The 16,616-nt window shown below is 62.3% G+C and carries 15 protein-coding genes and 1 pseudogene; 5 read left to right on the forward strand and 11 right to left on the reverse strand.

All coding sequences use genetic code 11. From position 1 onward, the window contains the following. Positions 1-52 precede the first annotated feature (52 nt). Positions 53-973 carry a GGDEF domain-containing protein gene (locus tag AACQ95_RS17810; RefSeq protein ID WP_172955400.1) on the reverse strand — a complete coding sequence of 307 codons (921 nt, stop codon included), beginning with the start codon at positions 971-973 and terminating at the stop codon, positions 53-55. 100 nt (positions 974-1,073) lie between these two features. On the opposite strand from AACQ95_RS17810, the gene AACQ95_RS17815 reads away from it, so the two are divergent. After that, entirely contained in the window at positions 1,074-3,026 is a 1,953-nt protein-coding gene (locus tag AACQ95_RS17815) for a cation:proton antiporter domain-containing protein (protein WP_043554795.1), read from the forward strand. Positions 3,027-3,054: 28 nt separating this feature from the next. Here the strand turns inward: AACQ95_RS17815 and AACQ95_RS17820 are convergent, their stop codons facing one another. From AACQ95_RS17820 to AACQ95_RS17845, 5 genes and pseudogenes are all read right to left on the reverse strand, one after another. After that, a complete protein-coding gene (locus tag AACQ95_RS17820; RefSeq protein ID WP_241279225.1) occupies positions 3,055-4,200 on the reverse strand; it encodes a patatin-like phospholipase family protein in 1,146 nt (381 codons plus the stop codon). Between the two features lie 168 nt (positions 4,201-4,368). Next, complete coding sequence (locus AACQ95_RS17825) at positions 4,369-5,238, reverse strand: alpha/beta hydrolase (protein ID WP_241279226.1); 870 nt, start codon at positions 5,236-5,238, stop codon at positions 4,369-4,371. Positions 5,239-5,307: 69 nt separating this feature from the next. After that, positions 5,308-5,889 carry a TetR/AcrR family transcriptional regulator gene (locus tag AACQ95_RS17830; RefSeq protein WP_241279227.1) on the reverse strand — a complete coding sequence of 194 codons (582 nt, stop codon included), beginning with the start codon at positions 5,887-5,889 and terminating at the stop codon, positions 5,308-5,310. A 198-nt stretch (positions 5,890-6,087) separates the two neighbouring features. After that, positions 6,088-6,171 (reverse strand): annotated as a pseudogene (locus AACQ95_RS17840) (DNA-binding response regulator); the annotation flags it as partial. 26 nt (positions 6,172-6,197) lie between these two features. Next, positions 6,198-6,842, reverse strand: coding sequence for a response regulator transcription factor (locus tag AACQ95_RS17845; protein ID WP_042867224.1), 645 nt, complete (start codon positions 6,840-6,842; stop codon positions 6,198-6,200). Between the two features lie 158 nt (positions 6,843-7,000). Between AACQ95_RS17845 and AACQ95_RS17850 the strand changes: the two genes are divergently transcribed. Then, positions 7,001-7,627 carry a glutathione S-transferase gene (locus AACQ95_RS17850; RefSeq protein WP_103471381.1) on the forward strand — a complete coding sequence of 209 codons (627 nt, stop codon included), beginning with the start codon at positions 7,001-7,003 and terminating at the stop codon, positions 7,625-7,627. An 85-nt stretch (positions 7,628-7,712) separates the two neighbouring features. Here AACQ95_RS17850 and AACQ95_RS17855 read toward each other — a convergent pair whose 3' ends face one another. The 5 genes from AACQ95_RS17855 to AACQ95_RS17875 form a co-directional block, all read right to left on the reverse strand. Beyond that, the gene (locus tag AACQ95_RS17855; RefSeq protein ID WP_241279228.1) at positions 7,713-9,824 is read right to left on the reverse strand and encodes an alpha-amylase; all 2,112 of its coding nucleotides are present in this window, start codon (positions 9,822-9,824) and stop codon (positions 7,713-7,715) included. A 208-nt stretch (positions 9,825-10,032) separates the two neighbouring features. Next, positions 10,033-11,193: a membrane protein gene (locus AACQ95_RS17860; protein ID WP_043134523.1), complete on the reverse strand. Its 1,161-nt coding sequence runs from the start codon at positions 11,191-11,193 to the stop codon at positions 10,033-10,035. Continuing rightward, the gene (locus tag AACQ95_RS17865) at positions 11,193-11,564 is read right to left on the reverse strand and encodes a GtrA family protein (protein WP_042867228.1); all 372 of its coding nucleotides are present in this window, start codon (positions 11,562-11,564) and stop codon (positions 11,193-11,195) included. The genes AACQ95_RS17860 and AACQ95_RS17865 overlap by 1 nt, the downstream gene beginning before the upstream one ends. Continuing rightward, positions 11,561-12,625, reverse strand: a complete 1,065-nt coding sequence (locus AACQ95_RS17870) for a glycosyltransferase family 2 protein (RefSeq protein WP_241279229.1) — start codon at positions 12,623-12,625, stop codon at positions 11,561-11,563. The genes AACQ95_RS17865 and AACQ95_RS17870 overlap by 4 nt, the downstream gene beginning before the upstream one ends. A 56-nt stretch (positions 12,626-12,681) precedes the next feature. Beyond that, a complete protein-coding gene (locus AACQ95_RS17875) occupies positions 12,682-13,227 on the reverse strand; it encodes a hypothetical protein (protein ID WP_241279230.1) in 546 nt (181 codons plus the stop codon). A gap of 327 nt (positions 13,228-13,554) precedes the next feature. Between AACQ95_RS17875 and AACQ95_RS17880 the strand changes: the two genes are divergently transcribed. From AACQ95_RS17880 to AACQ95_RS17890, 3 genes are all read left to right on the forward strand, one after another. Further along, the gene (locus AACQ95_RS17880; protein WP_043554804.1) at positions 13,555-14,328 is read left to right on the forward strand and encodes a substrate-binding periplasmic protein; all 774 of its coding nucleotides are present in this window, start codon (positions 13,555-13,557) and stop codon (positions 14,326-14,328) included. A gap of 81 nt (positions 14,329-14,409) precedes the next feature. Next, complete coding sequence (locus AACQ95_RS17885; RefSeq protein WP_043134529.1) at positions 14,410-15,894, forward strand: L,D-transpeptidase family protein; 1,485 nt, start codon at positions 14,410-14,412, stop codon at positions 15,892-15,894. 150 nt (positions 15,895-16,044) lie between these two features. Then, a complete protein-coding gene (locus AACQ95_RS17890; RefSeq protein WP_043554807.1) occupies positions 16,045-16,590 on the forward strand; it encodes a DUF882 domain-containing protein in 546 nt (181 codons plus the stop codon). Positions 16,591-16,616: the final 26 nt, after the last annotated feature.

The following is a 16,616-nucleotide window of genomic DNA, read 5'->3' on the forward strand; positions in this document are numbered from 1 at the left end:
AAGACAAAAAAGCCGGCATTGCCGGCTTTTTTGCACTCGTCCTCTGACGGCTTCAATCCAGCAGGCCGGCCTTGCCCGCTTTTTTGCGGGCGTAGAGGTGAGCGTCCGCCGCCTCGTACAGGCTGTGGACCGCCACCCCGGACTGCCAGCTGGCGGCCCCCAGGCTGCAGCCGACCGAGAAGGTGCTGAGCTCCTTGTGGGTCATCAGCATGTGCTGCAGCCGCAGCCAGACGGGGCGCCAGGCCTCGGGCTCGGCGGGTTGCAGCAGCAGCGCAAATTCGTCACCACCGAGGCGAAACGCCTGATCCGTGCTGCGGATGCAGCTCTTGAGCAATTGGGCGAAGCGGCTCAGCACCAGATCGCCGATCGGGTGGCCCCAGGTGTCGTTGATCTGCTTGAAGTGGTCCAGATCCAGCAGTACCAGCACCAGGCCGTGAGACTCCCGGCTGTGCTGCTCCACCGCGCGGCCTATGGCCTCATCGAAGTAGGAGCGGTTGCCGAGCCCGGTCAGGTGATCGAGTCGCACCTGTTGCTCCAGTTGCGCCAGCCGCAGATAGAGGGGCAGGGGCATGCAGAGCAGTTGATGGTACTGCTGCAGGATCCGCTGCTGGCTGCCGCTCAGGGTGTGTTCCAGGGTGTAGTGCAGCTGGCCGAACAGCTGGCCATGCTGGCCGCGCAGTTCGAACGGGTAGCTGTGCAGCGTCAGGCTGGCCTGGGGCGGTTGCTGGATCAGCCGAAGTGGCTGGGCGTGATCGAAGTAGAGGCTGTGTATTCGGACAATTCTTGCCGCACGATCGGCAAAGGTTGCCAGCAGGCTGTCGAGATCCGTCTGTACCAGCAAGAGCTCGAGCAGCTGGTTGCGATCCTGGCTGGCCAGCGGCGTGAGCCGCTCCATCTGGCGAACCCACTGCTCTATGCCATGCCCCAAGCCATTCAATGACGATGCGTTTTCCACGGTACAGCCCTCATACATCCTACTTCCTGCCACTTCCTTGCAATCCTTGTGCCCAAAATATGTTCGATGTGAACAAGGGCGGCTGGCTAGGCTTAAGTGGATAAAAAGGGAGGGAAAATTGTATACAGATGTCTTGATCCTGCTGTTTGCCGCCGTCTTGCTGGTGGCGATTTTCCGGCGCCTCGGCCAGCCGGTGATCCTCGCCTACCTGCTCGCCGGGGTAGTGCTCGGCCCCTATGGCGCCGCCGTGATCACGGGGCAGGCGATCATGCAGACCATAGCCGAGCTCGGCATCGTCTTTTTGATGTTCTCGCTCGGGCTGGAGTTCTCGCTGCCGCGGCTGATCGCCATGCGGATGCTGGTGCTGGGGGTGGGCGGTTTGCAGGTGTTGTTCACCTCCTCGCTGTTCTTCTGGCTCGCATGGTGGTGGGGGCTGAGCCTGCCGCAGGCGCTGGTGGTCGCGGGCACCCTGGCGCTCTCCTCCACCGCAGTGGTGATCAAGCAGCTGGGGGAGCAAAAACAGCTGCACACCCGCCGGGCCCAGCTCGGGGTGAGCGTGCTGCTGTTTCAGGATCTGGCGGTGGTGCCACTCTTGGTGATGATCCCCATACTGGCGAGGCCCGAGATCCAGGGCGGCGCCCTGCTGGCGGAGATCGCCTGGGCCACCCTCAAGGGGCTGTTCGCCCTGTTCAGCCTGCTGGCGGTGGGCAAGTGGCTGCTGCCGCTGCTGTTTCACGAGGTGGCGCGGGCCCGCTCCGACGAGCTGTTCGTGCTGAGCGCCCTGCTGGTGGCGCTGCTGGCCGCCTCGCTGACCCAGTGGATGGGGCTCTCCATGGCGCTGGGGGCGTTTCTGGCGGGCATGATGCTGGGCGAATCCCACTATCGCCACCAGCTGGAGGTGGACATACGGCCGTTTCGGGACGTGTTGATGGGGCTCTTCTTCATCACCATCGGCATGACCATGGACTGGCAACTGGTGGCACGGGCCTGGTGGCAGGTGATCCTCAGCGTGCTCGGCCTCATCTTGATCAAATCCCTGCTGGTGCTGCTGGCCGGACGCCTGATGGGGGAGCGCAAGCGCGATGCAATGGCGACGGGGATCATGCTGAGCCAGGTCGGCGAGTTTGGCTTCGTGCTGCTGGCGCTGGCCAATCACCACGGCCTGCTCGACCATCAGCTGATCTCCCTGCTCATCGGCATAGGGGTGACCTCCATTGCCATGACCCCCTGGCTGGTGCAGCGGGCCCAGGGTCTGGCCCGCTCGCTCATCGACTCGACCCTGCTCTCCCGCTCCGAGGTGGCGCAGTCCGGCCTCAGCAAGCATCAACACGTCATCATCGCCGGTTTCGGCCGGGCCGGGCAGACCTGCGCCCGCTTCCTCAAGCTGGAGGACATCCCCTTCCTCGCGCTGGATCTCGATCCCGAGCGGGTGAGCGAGGCCAAGTCGGCGGGGGAGCAGGTGGCGTTTGGCGATGCGAGCCGGCGCGATATCCTGCTGGCCGCCGGCCTGTTGCGGGCCCGGCTGGTGATAATCACCTTCGACGATCGCAAGCGGGTCGAGGCCATGCTGGCGCTGATCAGGGAGTTGGCGGTGGATGTCAGGGTGCTGGTGCGCACCCGGGATGACAGCTTTCTGGAGGCCTTCAAGCAGGCGGGGGCCCACGAGGTGATCCCCGAATCCCAGGAGGGGGCCCTGATGCTGGTCTCGCATCTGCTGCTCAACTGCAACGTCCCCATAGGCCGGGTGATCCGGCGCATGGAGCACGAGCGCAGCAGCCAGTATCGCTTCCTGCACGGCTTCTACTGGGGGGATCAGAGCGCCGGCAATCTGGAGACGGACCAGCTGCTCGAGCGACTGCATCCCGTGTTGCTGCACGATCAGGCTTGGGCTGTAGGGCGCACTGTGCAGGCGCTGGCACTGGAGGAGGTGCGGATCAAGGAGGTGCAGCGCGGCGAGCAGAGCCTGGAGCCCAGACCCGAGCTGACGCTGGCGGCGGGGGATCGGCTGGTGCTGTTTGGCAATGCGGTGGCGATGGAGCAGGCCGAGCAGCGGCTGCTGGAGGGGCGTTAGCTCGGCTGTCCCCCGGGTTGGCTGCGGCTCATGCCTCCTCCCGCGCCATCTGCTCTATGCCCAGAAACTGTTCGACCCGTTGGCGCTCGTTGAGGGTGTCCCGGTAGCCCAGCTTGATCAGCTGCTGGCAATAGCCGGGGTAGAACATCAGGAAACTGGCCAGGCTGCTGGTCTCATCCCCCGTGACCCCCAGCACCCGCAGCAGGCGGCGCAGGTGCACCGGCAGCTTGCGCAAATAGTTCAGCGCCATGATGTCGAGATCCTCGCTCGGCTTTAGCACGCAGGTCTCCACCCGCTTCAATTTCAAACGGTTGCGCTCCCGCTCCGGAATGAGATCCAGGGTCTGGTTGATGCGCCACAGCCGCTCAAGATCCGAGTTGAGGGTGTCGGTGAAGACGGTGTCCAGCAGGTGGCTGGCGATGTTGGAGCTGGTCAGGTGACCGTGATGAAAGGTCAGCGCCGAGTGGGCCGGTGGATCCAGAGTGATCAGCAGGATCCGCTCCGCCCCCAGATGGATGGCGGGGCTGAGCGGGCTGAGCTGGTGGATGGAGCCATCGCCGTAGAATTTGTCGCCTATATGGGTCGCGGGAAAGACAAACGGCAGCGCCGAGGAGGCCAGCAGGTGATCCGAGGTGAGCAGGGTACGCACCCCGCGCCGTCTGGCCCGCTCCCATGGCAGGTGTTCGGCCCGCCCCTGGAAGAAGGTGGTGGAGAGGCCGTCATCGTAATCGGACGCCGTGATGGCGAGCGCCTCCAGGCTGCCGTAGAGGATGTTGTCATCGATGCGGTGGTAGTCGATGAGCTGATCCAGCAGGCGGCGCAGCGGCGCGTTGTCGAACAGGTGAAAGGCGTGGTTGGTGTGGGGATTGATGAGGCCGGCCGAGCCCTCGTACATCAGCCGCCACAGCAATCTGCCGGGATGAAAGTCGAAGATGTGATGGGTCTCGAAGCGGCGCCAGACCCACTCCAGCTTGCGCACCCCCAGATGAAAACAGGAGGCGTAGCAGGCCAGTGCGGTGACATTGATGGCGCCGGCCGAAGTACCGCACAGTATGGGAAAGGGAATGCCGAGATTGCGGGGATAGAACTCGGCGATGGCCTTGAGGGCCCCGACCTGATAGGCGGCGCGAGCACCACCACCGGTTAACAGAAGAGCTGTGTTGGGTCTGGCCATGACGCTACCCCTTATGTTGTTGGCGGCAGCGGTACACCCTGCTCATGATACTGCGCCTTATGCTTGCCACTGGGGGTGTTGCCACCGAGCAATTTAACTATAAGGCGCTGTATCGAATATAAAAACAGGGTTGCTCACCATTTTTTTGCAGGCTGGTTTCGACCCCTGTCATCCGGCCGTCTGCGGCGTGTTCAGCCGATCGAAGGCGGCAAACACGGGGGCGCTGGCGAGGATGCGACCGTGACCCAGTCCCCGGGTGCTCACCAGCCGGGTGCGACCGTCCCGGCTTGCTCGCAGGGAGTCGTCGTGGGGGGCAAACCTGTCCTCCTCGTCGTGCACTATGATGGCGGCCCCCGCGCGGCTGGCGAGGCGCCCCAGCGGATCGACAGTGCTGAGGGGGTGCTGGTACTCCTGCTCTATCTCTTTCACCACGGCATCGAACAGCCGGATGGAGTAGCCGGAGCGCGCCACCATGCCGTAGAGCTGGGGCACATAGTCGAGCACGGGCGAGATGAGCAGCAGTGGCAGCCGGTCCAGGCCTGGCACCCGGCTGGAGAGGGTGACGGCGCCCCCCATGCTGTGGGCTATGAGCCCCTGGATGGGGCCAGACTCGTCGCTCAGTTTGGCCACCAGCTCGTCGAAGGCGCGCACGAAGCGGGGCAGGTGGCCGGTATGGCCGGCGCTGTGGCCGTGAGCCGGATGATCATAGGCGATGGCGGTAAAGCCCTGGGCGGCGATGTGACTCATCAACGGATAGAACTGGCTGGCGCTGCCGGACCAGCCGTGCATCAGCAGCCAGACAGGTCCCTGGCCGAGCCGGTAGCTCATCAGCACACCTTCGCTGGTGTGAACGGCCTGTTTGACCAGGCCCGCAGGCGCCGCCTCATCTCGCTGGTTGCGCTGGGGGGTGAGCAACAGCTTGCTGGCGGTGCGTCTGGCGTGGGCCGGGGCGAGTCTGTGGTGCAACCGGGTGCCGAGCCCCAGCAGCCACTTGCTCGGGCTGAAGCGGCGGGTGTTGAAGTAGATCTTGCTGCTCATGATGATCCTGTCTGTTTTGTGTTCGAACGGTCGTGCTTTTTTGTGGGTTTTTAAAAAGGCAGTTGAAAATCAGCGCCAGCTGGTCAGCAGAGCCTCCACTTCGGGCCAGAAGTGGCGGGCCGGATCCTGACACAAGTCCAGCGCGTTGAACACCTGATCCCCCAGATAGAGGCCATACAGCCGGTAGACGGCGCGCCAGGGATCCATGTCGCCGCGCCACTCCCCCTGCGCCTGACCCTGCACCACCTGGCGGGCCAGGTAGTCGAGCCAGAAGCGTACCAGCTGGCGTGCAGCCTGCTGCACCTCGCCCTCCTGGGCCGAGGTCCAGGCATCGAGGAACATGCAGCGGCCGGCGAAGCTCTGGTTCCAGGCCAGCCAGGCTTGCAGCAGGGCGATCAGCTTCTCCTGCTGGTTGCTGTGCTGCTGCTGGCGCACCGGCTGGATCACCCGTTCCCGGAACACCTCGGCGGCGTACTCCAGCACGGCGATCTGCAGGTTGTCGCGGGATTGGAAGTGAGCAAAGAGGCCGCTCTTGGACATCTCGCAGGCGCAGGCAAGGGAGCCTATGGTGAGGCTCTCCAGCCCCTGCTGGCTCGCCTGCTCAAACGCAGTCTGCAAAATGTTGTCGCGGGTCAACCGGCCCTTGCTCATCGCACTCTCCTTGTTGGCCCTGCAGCATAAAGTACGACCGTGCTATTTGTCGAGCGAGAAACTGGCATGGAGGCAGCAGGTCAGACTCAGTCGTCCTTGATACTCATCTGCTGCAGAGCTATGACCGCCTGGGTACTATTCTTGACGCCGAGCTTGCGGAAGGCGGGGGTGATAGGGGCCTTGATGGTGATAAAGGGGTCAGTCGTCCTTGATATCCATCTGCTGCAGGGCTATGACCGCCTGGGTACGATTTTTGACGTCGAGCTTGCGAAAGACGGGAGTGGATATGGGTCTTTGTTGGCAGCCGCTCAGTCGTCCTTGATATCCATCTGCTGCAGGGCTATCACCGCCTGGGTGCGATTCTTGACGCCGAGCTTGCGGAAGATGGCGGTGATATGGGCCTTGATGGTGGCCTCGGAGACGTTGAGCTCCCAGGCGATCTGCTTGTTGAGGCTGCCATCGCGCAGCATCACCAGCACCTTGTACTGCTGGGGGGTGAGGCTGGCGAGCTTGCTGGCGAAATCTGGGCCATCTTCGGACTCTGGATGCAGCGAGATGCCGGCCGGCACCCAGTTATCCCCCCCGATCACCGTATTGAGGGCGTTGACCAGCTCCTTCATGGGCACGGATTTGGGGATGAAGCCCAGCGCCCCGAGCCGCAACACCTGCTGGATGATGGCGGGATCCTCCGAGGCGGAGACCACGACTATGGGCAGATCCGGGTGCTGGCCACGCAGGTGGGCGAGGCCGGAGAAGCCGTTGGCGCCCGGCATCTTGAGATCGAGCAGCAACAGGTCCACCTCTGGGTGTTCCCCCAGCAGGCTGGTCAGGCTGTCGATGGAGTCCGCCTCCAGCAGCTGGGCGTCGTTGATGGCCATGTGCACCGCTTGGTAGAGGGCGCCCCGAAACAGGGGGTGGTCATCTGCGATGACGATGGTAAATTGGCTATCCATTGCTCACATTGTTGCTAACTGATTGTTTTGGAAAATCAAACTAGCATCGCTCCCCGAGGGGGTCAAACCCGCAGGCGTGCAAATGTGAAGCGACCGTCGGATGTCGTGCCATTGGGGCAGATGGGATGGTCATGAGCAACCCATGCAGGAGGCAATAGATGGGATCCTTGGTATTGACGGTGGGCACTGGCTCCACCTGGGCGATGCGCGCCGCGCTGGTGCTCGCCATGAGCGGACTGGAGTGGCAGGAGCAGGTGTTCGATCTGGAAGATGCCAAGGCGTTGGCGCGGCTCAAGCGCGTGGGGCCTGCCGGCCTGGTGCCCTGGCTGGATCACGATGGCGTGCGGATACACGACTCGCTGGCCATCGCCGAATACCTGCATGAGCTCTGTCCAGAGCGCCAGCTCTATCCCGCTTCCCGCGCCGAACGGGCACTGGCCCGCAGCCTGTGCGCCGAACTGCACTCGGGCTTTGGCCAGATCCGCAGCCAGCTGCCCTTCTTCCTGGGGGCGCCGACCCGCAGCGAGCCGCCAGTGGAGGCCATCGGCGAGCTGGCGCGCTTGCAGACCATCTGGTCCCAGGCGAGGGGGCCTTTCTACTTCGGCGAGGCGGGTATCATAGATGCTTTCTACGGGGTGATGGCTTATCGGCTGGCTAGCTACGGCATCCAGCTGCCCGGTCAGGCCGGCGTCTATCAACAGGCCTTGCTGGCCTGGCCCCTGTGGCAGGCGTTGCTGGTCAAGGTGCGGCTGCAGTGGCCGGTGGCGGCCCGTCAGCCGGCGTAAGACGACCCTGCGGAATGTTCGATGCCTGACATGAAGAGGGGAGCCACTGGCTCCCCTCTCTCTTGTGGTTAATCTGGCCCAGACGTTATTTCTGCCGACCGGCAAACACCACCACCACCTTGTCGTTCCCCTTCTCCCGCACAAAGCTGTAGGGCGCATCGGACAGCTTCTTGTGGCTGCCAGCCGCCACCGCCGGGTGAGCGGCGCGGAACTGGCCGAGTCGCTGCCAGTGCTTGACCAGCTCGGCCTTGTCACCACTGGCCAGCTCCTGCCAGTTCATGTCAGATCGCACGCTCTGATCGAACACGCCGCCATCCTTGGCCAGACCCCGGCCCGACTCGTCCCCGTAGTAGAGCTGGATGCCGCCCGGCAGCAGCATGAAGCTGTTGGCGACTCTGCGCTGCAGCGGTACGTCCTGATAGTCGCCGAAGAACAGCTTGGTGTCGTGAGAGCTGATGTAGCTCAGCACGTTGAACTCGGGATCCTGGTTGATGCGGCTGGCGTAGCTGGCATAGGTGGGATCGCTGCCCGCCATGCACTGGGCCTGGGGCAGGGCGAACTCACGCTGATAGTCGAAGTTGATCAGCGAATCGAAGCCATTCTGGTACCAGAAATCCTTGGCGACCCCGTGATCCCACACCTCGCCGACCATGTAGAAGGGCAGGTCATCGAGCGCCTTGGTCGGGTTGGCCTGCTTCCACTCCTTGAGCGCCGCCGTGCCCGCCTGCTTGAGCCTGGCCCAGACGGCGGGCTCCAGGTGCTTGACTGTGTCGGCCCGAAAACCGTCTATGCCGAAGCGGCGCACCCAGTCGGTGTGCCAGGCGATGAGGTAGTCGCTCACGCTGGCATTGGGCAGTGGCTTGGCCCTGGTGTCCTGCTTCCCGGCGAGCAGCGGCGGCAGCCCCACAGATTTGGTTGATTCGGTCAGAAAATCGGGCAACCCCGCCACAGTGCCGGTCACGTCGTCAGTGCCCGGTTGCGGGTAACCGGGCAGGCCGGCCCGCACCCAGTCCGGGCCCCACCATTTGCTCCAATCGCTCGATTGGTAGTCGATAAACTGGTTGTAGCCATGCCAGTTGAGGCCGCCGCTCGGGCGCCACTCGTTCCAGCGGGTCGGCAATTTACCCGTGTTCTGGGTCAGGCTCTCGAGCCCCAGATCCTGCAGGTCGGCCAGGGTGGCGTAGCCGGCGTGGTTCATCACCACGTCCAGGATGATCCGCATGCCGCGCTTGTGGGCCTCGTCCACCAGGGTTTTCAGGCTCTCCTCGTCGCCATAGTTGGGATCGATTTTGGTGAAGTCCAGCGCCCAGTAGCCGTGGTAGGCGTAGAAGGGGAAGTTGCCCTGCTCGCCGCCGCCGATGAAACCGTGCACCTGCTCCACCATGGGGGTGATCCAGATGGCGTTCATGCCGAGGCTCTTGATGTAGTCGAGCTTCTCGGTCAAGCCCTTGAAGTCGCCGCCGTGCCAGGTGGCCACCTCGTCCTGGCCATCTTTCTGGCGGCCGAAACTGTGGTCGTTGGCCGGGTCGCCGTTGTTGAAGCGGTCGGTCAGCAGGAAATAGACGCTGGCCTGATCCCAGCTGAAGGGGGCCGGCTTGGCCGCCTTGACCGGCTCGAGCAGCAGCAGGCCACCGCTCTCTTTGGTCGGGGTCAGGGTCAGCTTGCCCCCCTTGACCAGAGCCTCCTGTCTGGAATAAGCATCCCGCAGCCGGGTGCCGTCGGGCCAGACCCCCTTGAGCGAGACGGTGACGGGGCCGCCATCCCACTGGATACAGGGCTCCTCGGGGGGCTGGCGCTTGAACTCACTCTTTTTGGTGGCTCGCAAGACCTTGAGGCTGGGGGTAGCCGGGTTGAAGGTGAACTGATAGTCCCCCGCCAGCATCACCCGCAGGGTAAAACTTTGGTCCTTGGTGCATTTGTCCATGGGTTGCGCCGTGCCGAAGGGGAGCAGCTTGCTCTCGCTCGGGCCGAAGCTGGTGCCACAGCTGCTGCCTGGGTCGCTGATGCGGATCTGGTGGCTGCCCTTGGCGAGGGTATGGGTCAGCTCCACCGGGCCCTTGTCCAGTCGAAGCGGCGTGGCGACCGCTTTGCCATCCACATAGAGATGCACCTCGGGGGCGGCCAGCACCTGGCCGGTCAACAGGGGGCTGGCCAGCAGGGCGAGCCAGAGGGGAGAGAAGCGGGGAGCGCGACGCATAAGCCATTCCTTGAGCAGGGTAAGCGGACCAGATTCCGTCAATGGGGCTCATTCTAGGGGGCATGGTGGCGGGCATGGACAGGCAAAGCGCCGATTTGTGACCTCAGTTCAAATGGTTACGTTTTCAGAAATGGGAAAGTGTGACACCGGAACGCCAGCCATAAAAAAAGCCGGTCAGTCGACCGGCTTTTTGGGGCAAGTGATTACATCAAACGGTGAAGAACTTGAAGTTGACGAAGGCCACCGCGATGAAGGAGGCCACCATGCCGCTGACGCAGAGCACGGCCGGGCGAATGGCAGGCCAGCGATGGGTCAGCAGGACAATGGCCAGCATGGTCGGATAGAGGCCGAACATGTAGCGCGGCATGGCGTTGAGGCCTGTCATCAGCGGTATGGTGCAGCAGATGAACATCAGGGTCGCCTCGGCCCAGCGCTTCTGGCTGAACAGATAGAGGTTCAGGGCCCAGCCGAACATCACCATGATGGAGAGGTAGGACTTGCGACCACCCAGCTCGAAGCCGCTCAGCCACCAGTCCAGCGGACTGTCCATGTAACGGCCCCAGGCCACCTGGATGTGCTTGAAGGCCAGCGCATCGCCGGTGAGGTGATAGAGGTAGACCATATAGGCAAACAGGCCGAGCGGGATCATCCAGAGGGTGAACACCACCTTGAAGGCCCGCTCGGTGAAGCGGAAGAACTCGCGCCAGCCGTAGGCCTGCAGGGCCAGGATCAGCACGGGGAACACCATCATGACCCCCAGGTTGCGGGTGCCCGAGATGAAGACGCCGAGCAGGGCCACCATCAGCCACTGTTCCCGATAAGCGAACAGGAACATCCCCAGCATCAGCGCCATGAACATCGACTCGGTATAACCGGAGACGAAATAGGCGGAGAAGGGGGAGAAGGCGAGCAGCCAGACGCCGAAGCGGGCTGTCTCGTCACCCAGCTTGAGCTGACGCAGCACCAGCAGCATCAACGGCAGGCTGGCGAAGAAGGCGATGTTGGCCACCAGCATCAGGCCGATAAGACTCTCGACCTTGAGCAGGTTGGAGAGCGCGCCCGACAGCATGGGGTAGAGCGGCATGAAGGCCCAGTTGGCCGCGTTGCCCTTGCTGAGCCAGCGGGGGTAGAGATCGTAGCCGTTCTCTATGATGCGCTGGAACCAGACGCAGTCGAACTGGCAGTAGGCCTGCAGCGGACCTATGTCGGTGGCGCCGTAGAGCTGAACGCCAAAATAGCCCATGCCATAGAGCGCTACTCGGCTCAGTACGAAGGCGGCTATGATCATCAGCCAGTCGCGGCTGCTGATGCGCAGTGACGGGCGGTAGGGGCCCACGTTGTCAGGGGTCATAGTTGTCATGTCATTCATCAGGCAAATACCCAGATCCTGGAGAGGAGGTAGGTGAGCACGGTGACTGTCAGGGTGGCGATCACCACAGGCAGCAGACCGGAAAGACCCGCAAACAGCAGACCGCTCAATATCAGGTTTCTCACCGCCAGCGAGAAGAGTGCGACCAGCAAAAATTTGCCGATGGCACCCTGTTTCTGGAAGGTGATGTAACGATGGCCAAAGAATGAGAACCAGAAGGCAATCATGAAGGCGATGGTGGTAACCCAGTGCTCAGAGATGGCAGGCCAGGTGTGGAACAGCGCGATAGAGGTGCCAAGGTCGACGAGGGTTGCCCCCCCGCCGACCAGACCGAACCGAAACAGGCGCCAGAATTCCTCGCGGGAGATCATTGAGGCGCTTGCTCCTGCTGGTCGTCAGCGGCCTTCACTGTGGCCGCCTTCTTGCCTGCGCTCTTCTTGCTGCCGGTGGCCGCGCCGTCCTGCGGTTGTGCTTCATCCTGCTTGGCATACTGGCCGTACACCCCTTCGATGAGGTAGACGGGGCGCTGCTTCACTTCCACGAACATGCGGCCTATGTACTCGCCTATGATGCCAAGCGACAGCAGCTGGATGCCGCCGAGGAAGAGCACCACCGACATCAGGGAGGCGTAACCCGGCACGTCTACGCCGAAGAAGACCACCTGGGTAACTATCTTGAGGATGTAGAGGAAGGCGACGAAGGAGACGCCGACACCGACGTAGCTCCACACCCGCAGCGGCCAGCTGGAGAAGCTGAGCAGACCGTCGAGGGCGAAGTTCCACAGCTTCCAGTAGTTGAACTTGGTTTCACCGGCGTGACGGGCGGGGCGCTCGTAAGGCACGCCGACGGCACGGAAGCCGGCCCAGGCAAACAGCCCCTTCATGAAGCGGTTGCGTTCCGGCAGTTGCTTGATCGCCTCGACCACCCGGCGGTCGATCAGGCGGAAGTCACCGGCGTTCTCCGGCAGCTTGGTGCTGGTGGAGAGGGCGTTGAAGAAACGGTAGAAGCCACCGGCGGTGAGGCGCTTCATCGGTGTATCGGCGCTGCGATCCACCCGGATGCCGTAGACGGTGTCATAGTCACCTGTCTGCCAGAGCTTGACGAATTCGAGGATCAGGGCAGGGGGATCCTGCAGATCCACGTCCATCGGCACTATGGCATCGCCCTTGGCATGATGCAGGCCGGCGGTCATGGCCGCTTCCTTGCCGAAGTTGCGCGCCAGGTTGACCAGGGTCACCCGGGGATCGCGGGTAATGGCCTGCTCTATCACCTCACGGGTGCGGTCACGGCTGCCGTCGTTGACGAACACTATCTCCAGCCGATCCTTGAGGGGCGCCAGTTCGTTATCTATCGCGTTGATGAAGGCATCTATGCTCTCTTCCTCGTTGTAGACGGGAACGATCAGAGAGAGTCGAAAATCGGCATGCGACATGAAAACTTCCTTATTTGGAAAATTATTTTATAAAACAGCGTATTGGATAATACGTCTTACTGGGCGACTGTCAGACGTACCGACTGGACATTGAGAGGTGTCGGTGCGGACAGCGCCAGGAAGTTGGGACGCTTGGGATCCGATGTCAGCGATTCGCCCGGCAGATTGAGCCGGATCTCGTTGATACCGGCCTTGGCCAGCTTGATGGTGGTGGTAAAGTCATGACCCAGTGCCACCTTGAGCAGTGCGCCGGCTTGCGGGCTGTTGACCCGGGCCTGTACGGTCAGCTGTTCGGGTTGTGCCTGTTGCCTTGGCAGCACGAAGTAGAGGCCACCCTGGCCACTGAGTTCGGTGCCGTCCGCGCTCGGCTTCTTGGCCCAGCCTTCGCTGGAGAGGAAGCGGCTCGGCTTGGTCAGATTGAGCTCGTTGCCGGGCTGGTAGGTCATGCTGGAGTTGTGCTCCCAGAAGCGGGTCTTGCCTTCCAGATAATAGAGCTTGTAGGCCAGGCTCACGTTGGGGTGAGCAGCCAGATAGAGGGTGTAAAGGTAGAAACCACTCAGGGCCATGATGGCCGTCAGAAAACCGAACTTTTTGTACGTCATATCACTCTCTACGCCTCACGATTGGTAGGCTGATTTCGCGCATATGCTAATCCAATTGCAAAAAAAGCATAGTGGATCACAAAAATATATTTGGTCACATATTAACCCCTTTCCAGTCAGTGCTCCAAATGTTCCTGCTTTGCCCTTTTTATCGCCTGATCCGGCCTCATGCCGCGCGGGGGCTGGGCTCATTTCCGGGCTGAGTCCCTGCTGCCGCGATGGGCCCGTTCAGACACTGTGCTGGCAGTCGCGATCGCTGTGGCAGGATCTGTCGCCATTTTACCAAGGCCGATTTATGATGACCTATCGCCAAGTCAAGGATGACCCATGAAGCTGAAACTCTGTTGCTGGATGCTCTGGTTGCTGACCCCGCTGGTGTCGGCAAACAGCCTGTGTCCCTCTCCATTGCGGGTCGGTTACGACAACTGGCCCCCCTATCACTATTACGCCAGTGCGACGGCGACCGCGCCCAAGGTGCTGCAGGGTTTTGCGGTCGAGGCGCTCAACGCCATGCTCAAGCGTCTGGACTGCCGGGCGACCTATGTCGAGCTGCCCTGGAAGCGGGTGTTGCACGGCCTGGAACAAGGCTCGCTCGATATCGCCATGGAGGCCTATTTCAACGACGAGCGTGGCCGCTACGCCTGGTTCTCCGATGCCTACAACCCGGGGCGCAGCGTGCTCTGGATCCGCAAGTCATCCTCCTATTCCGAATCTGATCTGGCGACCTGGCTGGCCAATGGCCACACCCTGGGGGTCACCAAGGACTACTACTATGGTGCCGAAACCGCCGAACTGGTGCGCCGTTATGCGGCCCAGGTCAGCGTGGTCAACGATCGGCAAAACTATGGCAAGCTGGTGCTCGGCAGGATCGATGGTTTCCTCGGGGATATTCTGGCGACCCCCTGGGGTCTGAAAGAAGAGGGGCTGGCCGATCTGATCGTGCCTCACACCATGCCCGTCTATGAGGCACCGACCTTCTTCATGTTCAGCAAGAAGCGGCTGTCACCCGCGTTTGTCAAGGCGTTCAATCGGGAGTTGGCTGAATTTAAAGCAACAAATGAGTATGACATTATCTGGCGGCGCTACGCGCCCGCCAGCTAGTAAAGTCGTTGGCATTCACGCATCATGAGCGCCTTGACCGCCGGGTCTGACAGGCTGAAGTGAACCGATCTTGAGGTAAGCATGGGGAAGAAGTATTGGCTGGCATTGGCAAACCTGATCTGGCTGGGCTGTTGGCCTGCGGCCATGGCGCAGGCCAGCGAGGGTCAGGTGGTGGTGACCAATGCTGCGGTGCAGCACGACTGGTACCAGAACAGCACGGCGGAGCAGGCTCGCCACGAGTTGGAGCAGCAGTTGCAGGAGGCCGTGCTGGCCCAGCTGCACCCGGATTTCTTCAGCCTCTGGAAGAAGCTGCAGGCCAAGCCCGCCGATCAGCGCGGCGCCATTTATGACGAGGTGTTTGGCAAGCTGGCCCGCTTCCAGCAAGCCTGGCGTGCCATGGATCTGGTCTCCCGCGAGCAGATGCAGACCCTCAAACTCAACCTGAACAAGCCGCTGGCCCACGAGCCTGCTGGCGACAACCTGCTGGAGCAGGTCAAGCAGCTCAGACCCCAGGTTGCCGAGTACGACGGGGTGCGCGAGGAAGTGCGCAAGCTGCTGGCCATGCCCATGGCCAAACGCTGGCCGACCCTCACCATGCCGACCCTGCGGGCGGGTGAGACCTCGGCCGAACTGGGGCAGATCCGCACCATACTCAACGAACTGGGCGATGTGGCTCCTCGCCATGACGACGCCACCTACGACGCCGACACCCAGCAGGCCATCAAGCAGTTCCAGCGTCGCCACGGCCTGACCGCCGACGGCATCATAGGTCGGCAGACCCGCAGCTGGCTCAATACCGGGCCCGAGGTGCGCGCCAGCCTGCTGCTGCGCAACCTGTGGCGTCGCGATCTGGTGGATCAGCTCTCCGGTGCCCGCTACGTGCTGGTCAACATTCCCGACTATCGACTGAGCGTGGTGGAGTCCGGCAACGAGGTATTCACCAGCCGGGTCATCGTCGGCAAGGAGCAGCGGGCGACCCCCATTCTGGCCAGCGAGATCCGCTCCATCGTGCTCAACCCGGCCTGGCATGTGCCGCGCTCCATCCTGAGCAAGGACATTCTGCCCAAGCTGAGCCGGGATCCGGCCTACCTCAACCGCGAGCAGTTTGAGGTGATCGACGGCGAAGGCAATCCGGTGCAGTTTACCGAGGAGGCGTGGCAGCAGGCGCTGGCGACAGGCTTCCCCTATCGCCTGCGGCAGAAGCCGGGGGATCACAATGCGCTGGGCCGCTACAAGTTCTACCTGCCCAACAACGAGGCCATCTACCTGCACTCCACGCCGCGCAAGGCGCTGTTCGAGCAGGGGGCGCGCGCCTTCAGCTCGGGTTGCATCCGGGTGGAGCATGCGGACGATCTGGCCGAGCTGCTGCTGGCGGACTCCCGCTACCAGCCGGACAAGGTGGCCAGCATATTGAAAGAGACCCAGACCAAGTGGCTGCCGCTGACCACCCCGATCCCTGTGTTTACCGTCTATTGGAGCAGCTGGATCGACGAAGAGGGTCGCCAGCAACTGCGCAACGACATCTATGGATTTGATCGAGTCAGCTTCCAGAGTCGCTTGCTGTGATCCTCGCCACAGAGTGAAAAGCCCGGCCCGTGCCGGGCTTTTCTATTGAGCCCCGGTGGTTTGACATGAGGGGGCCCGGCAGGTAGTTTCGAGCCCCTGTATCAAATTCATTCACCTGTTTCACTTCAATCTGCGATGGACGGACAACGGATGCTTGAACAAGAGATAAGCCGACGTCGCCTGCTGCTGGGGGCCGGCTGCCTGCTGGGGGGAGCCATGCTGTCATCCCCGGCCATGGCGAGTCGCAGTACGGCGGGACGTGAACTCAGTTTCTTCAATCTCAATACCGGCGAGCGAGTGAGCGCCAGCTATTGGGAGGATGGTCGTTACCTGAAAGACGGGCTGGCCGAGCTCAACCATATTTTCCGCGACTACCGTCGCAACGAAGTGTTCAGCATAGACAGGAAGCTGTTCGATCAGCTCTATCTGTTGCAGCACAAGCTGGGCCGTCACGGCGAGATCCAGCTCATCTCGGGTTATCGTTCCCCCGTGACCAACCGCCAGAAGCGCAGCAGGAGCCGCGGTGTGGCCAAGCACAGCTACCACACCCTGGGACAGGCGGTGGATGTGCGGATCCCGGGCGTGCAGCTGGCACACCTGCGCAAGGCGGCGCTCAATCTCAAGGTGGGCGGGGTCGGCTACTATCCGAGCGACAACTTCGTGCACCTCGATACCGGGCCTGTGCGCAGCTGGTAGTCGTGGGCGGCCTCAACTTGGGGTAT

It is taken from the genome of Aeromonas sp. MR19 (assembly GCF_963899305.1).
In the GTDB taxonomy this organism is placed as follows: Bacteria; Pseudomonadota; Gammaproteobacteria; order Enterobacterales; family Aeromonadaceae; genus Aeromonas; species Aeromonas bestiarum.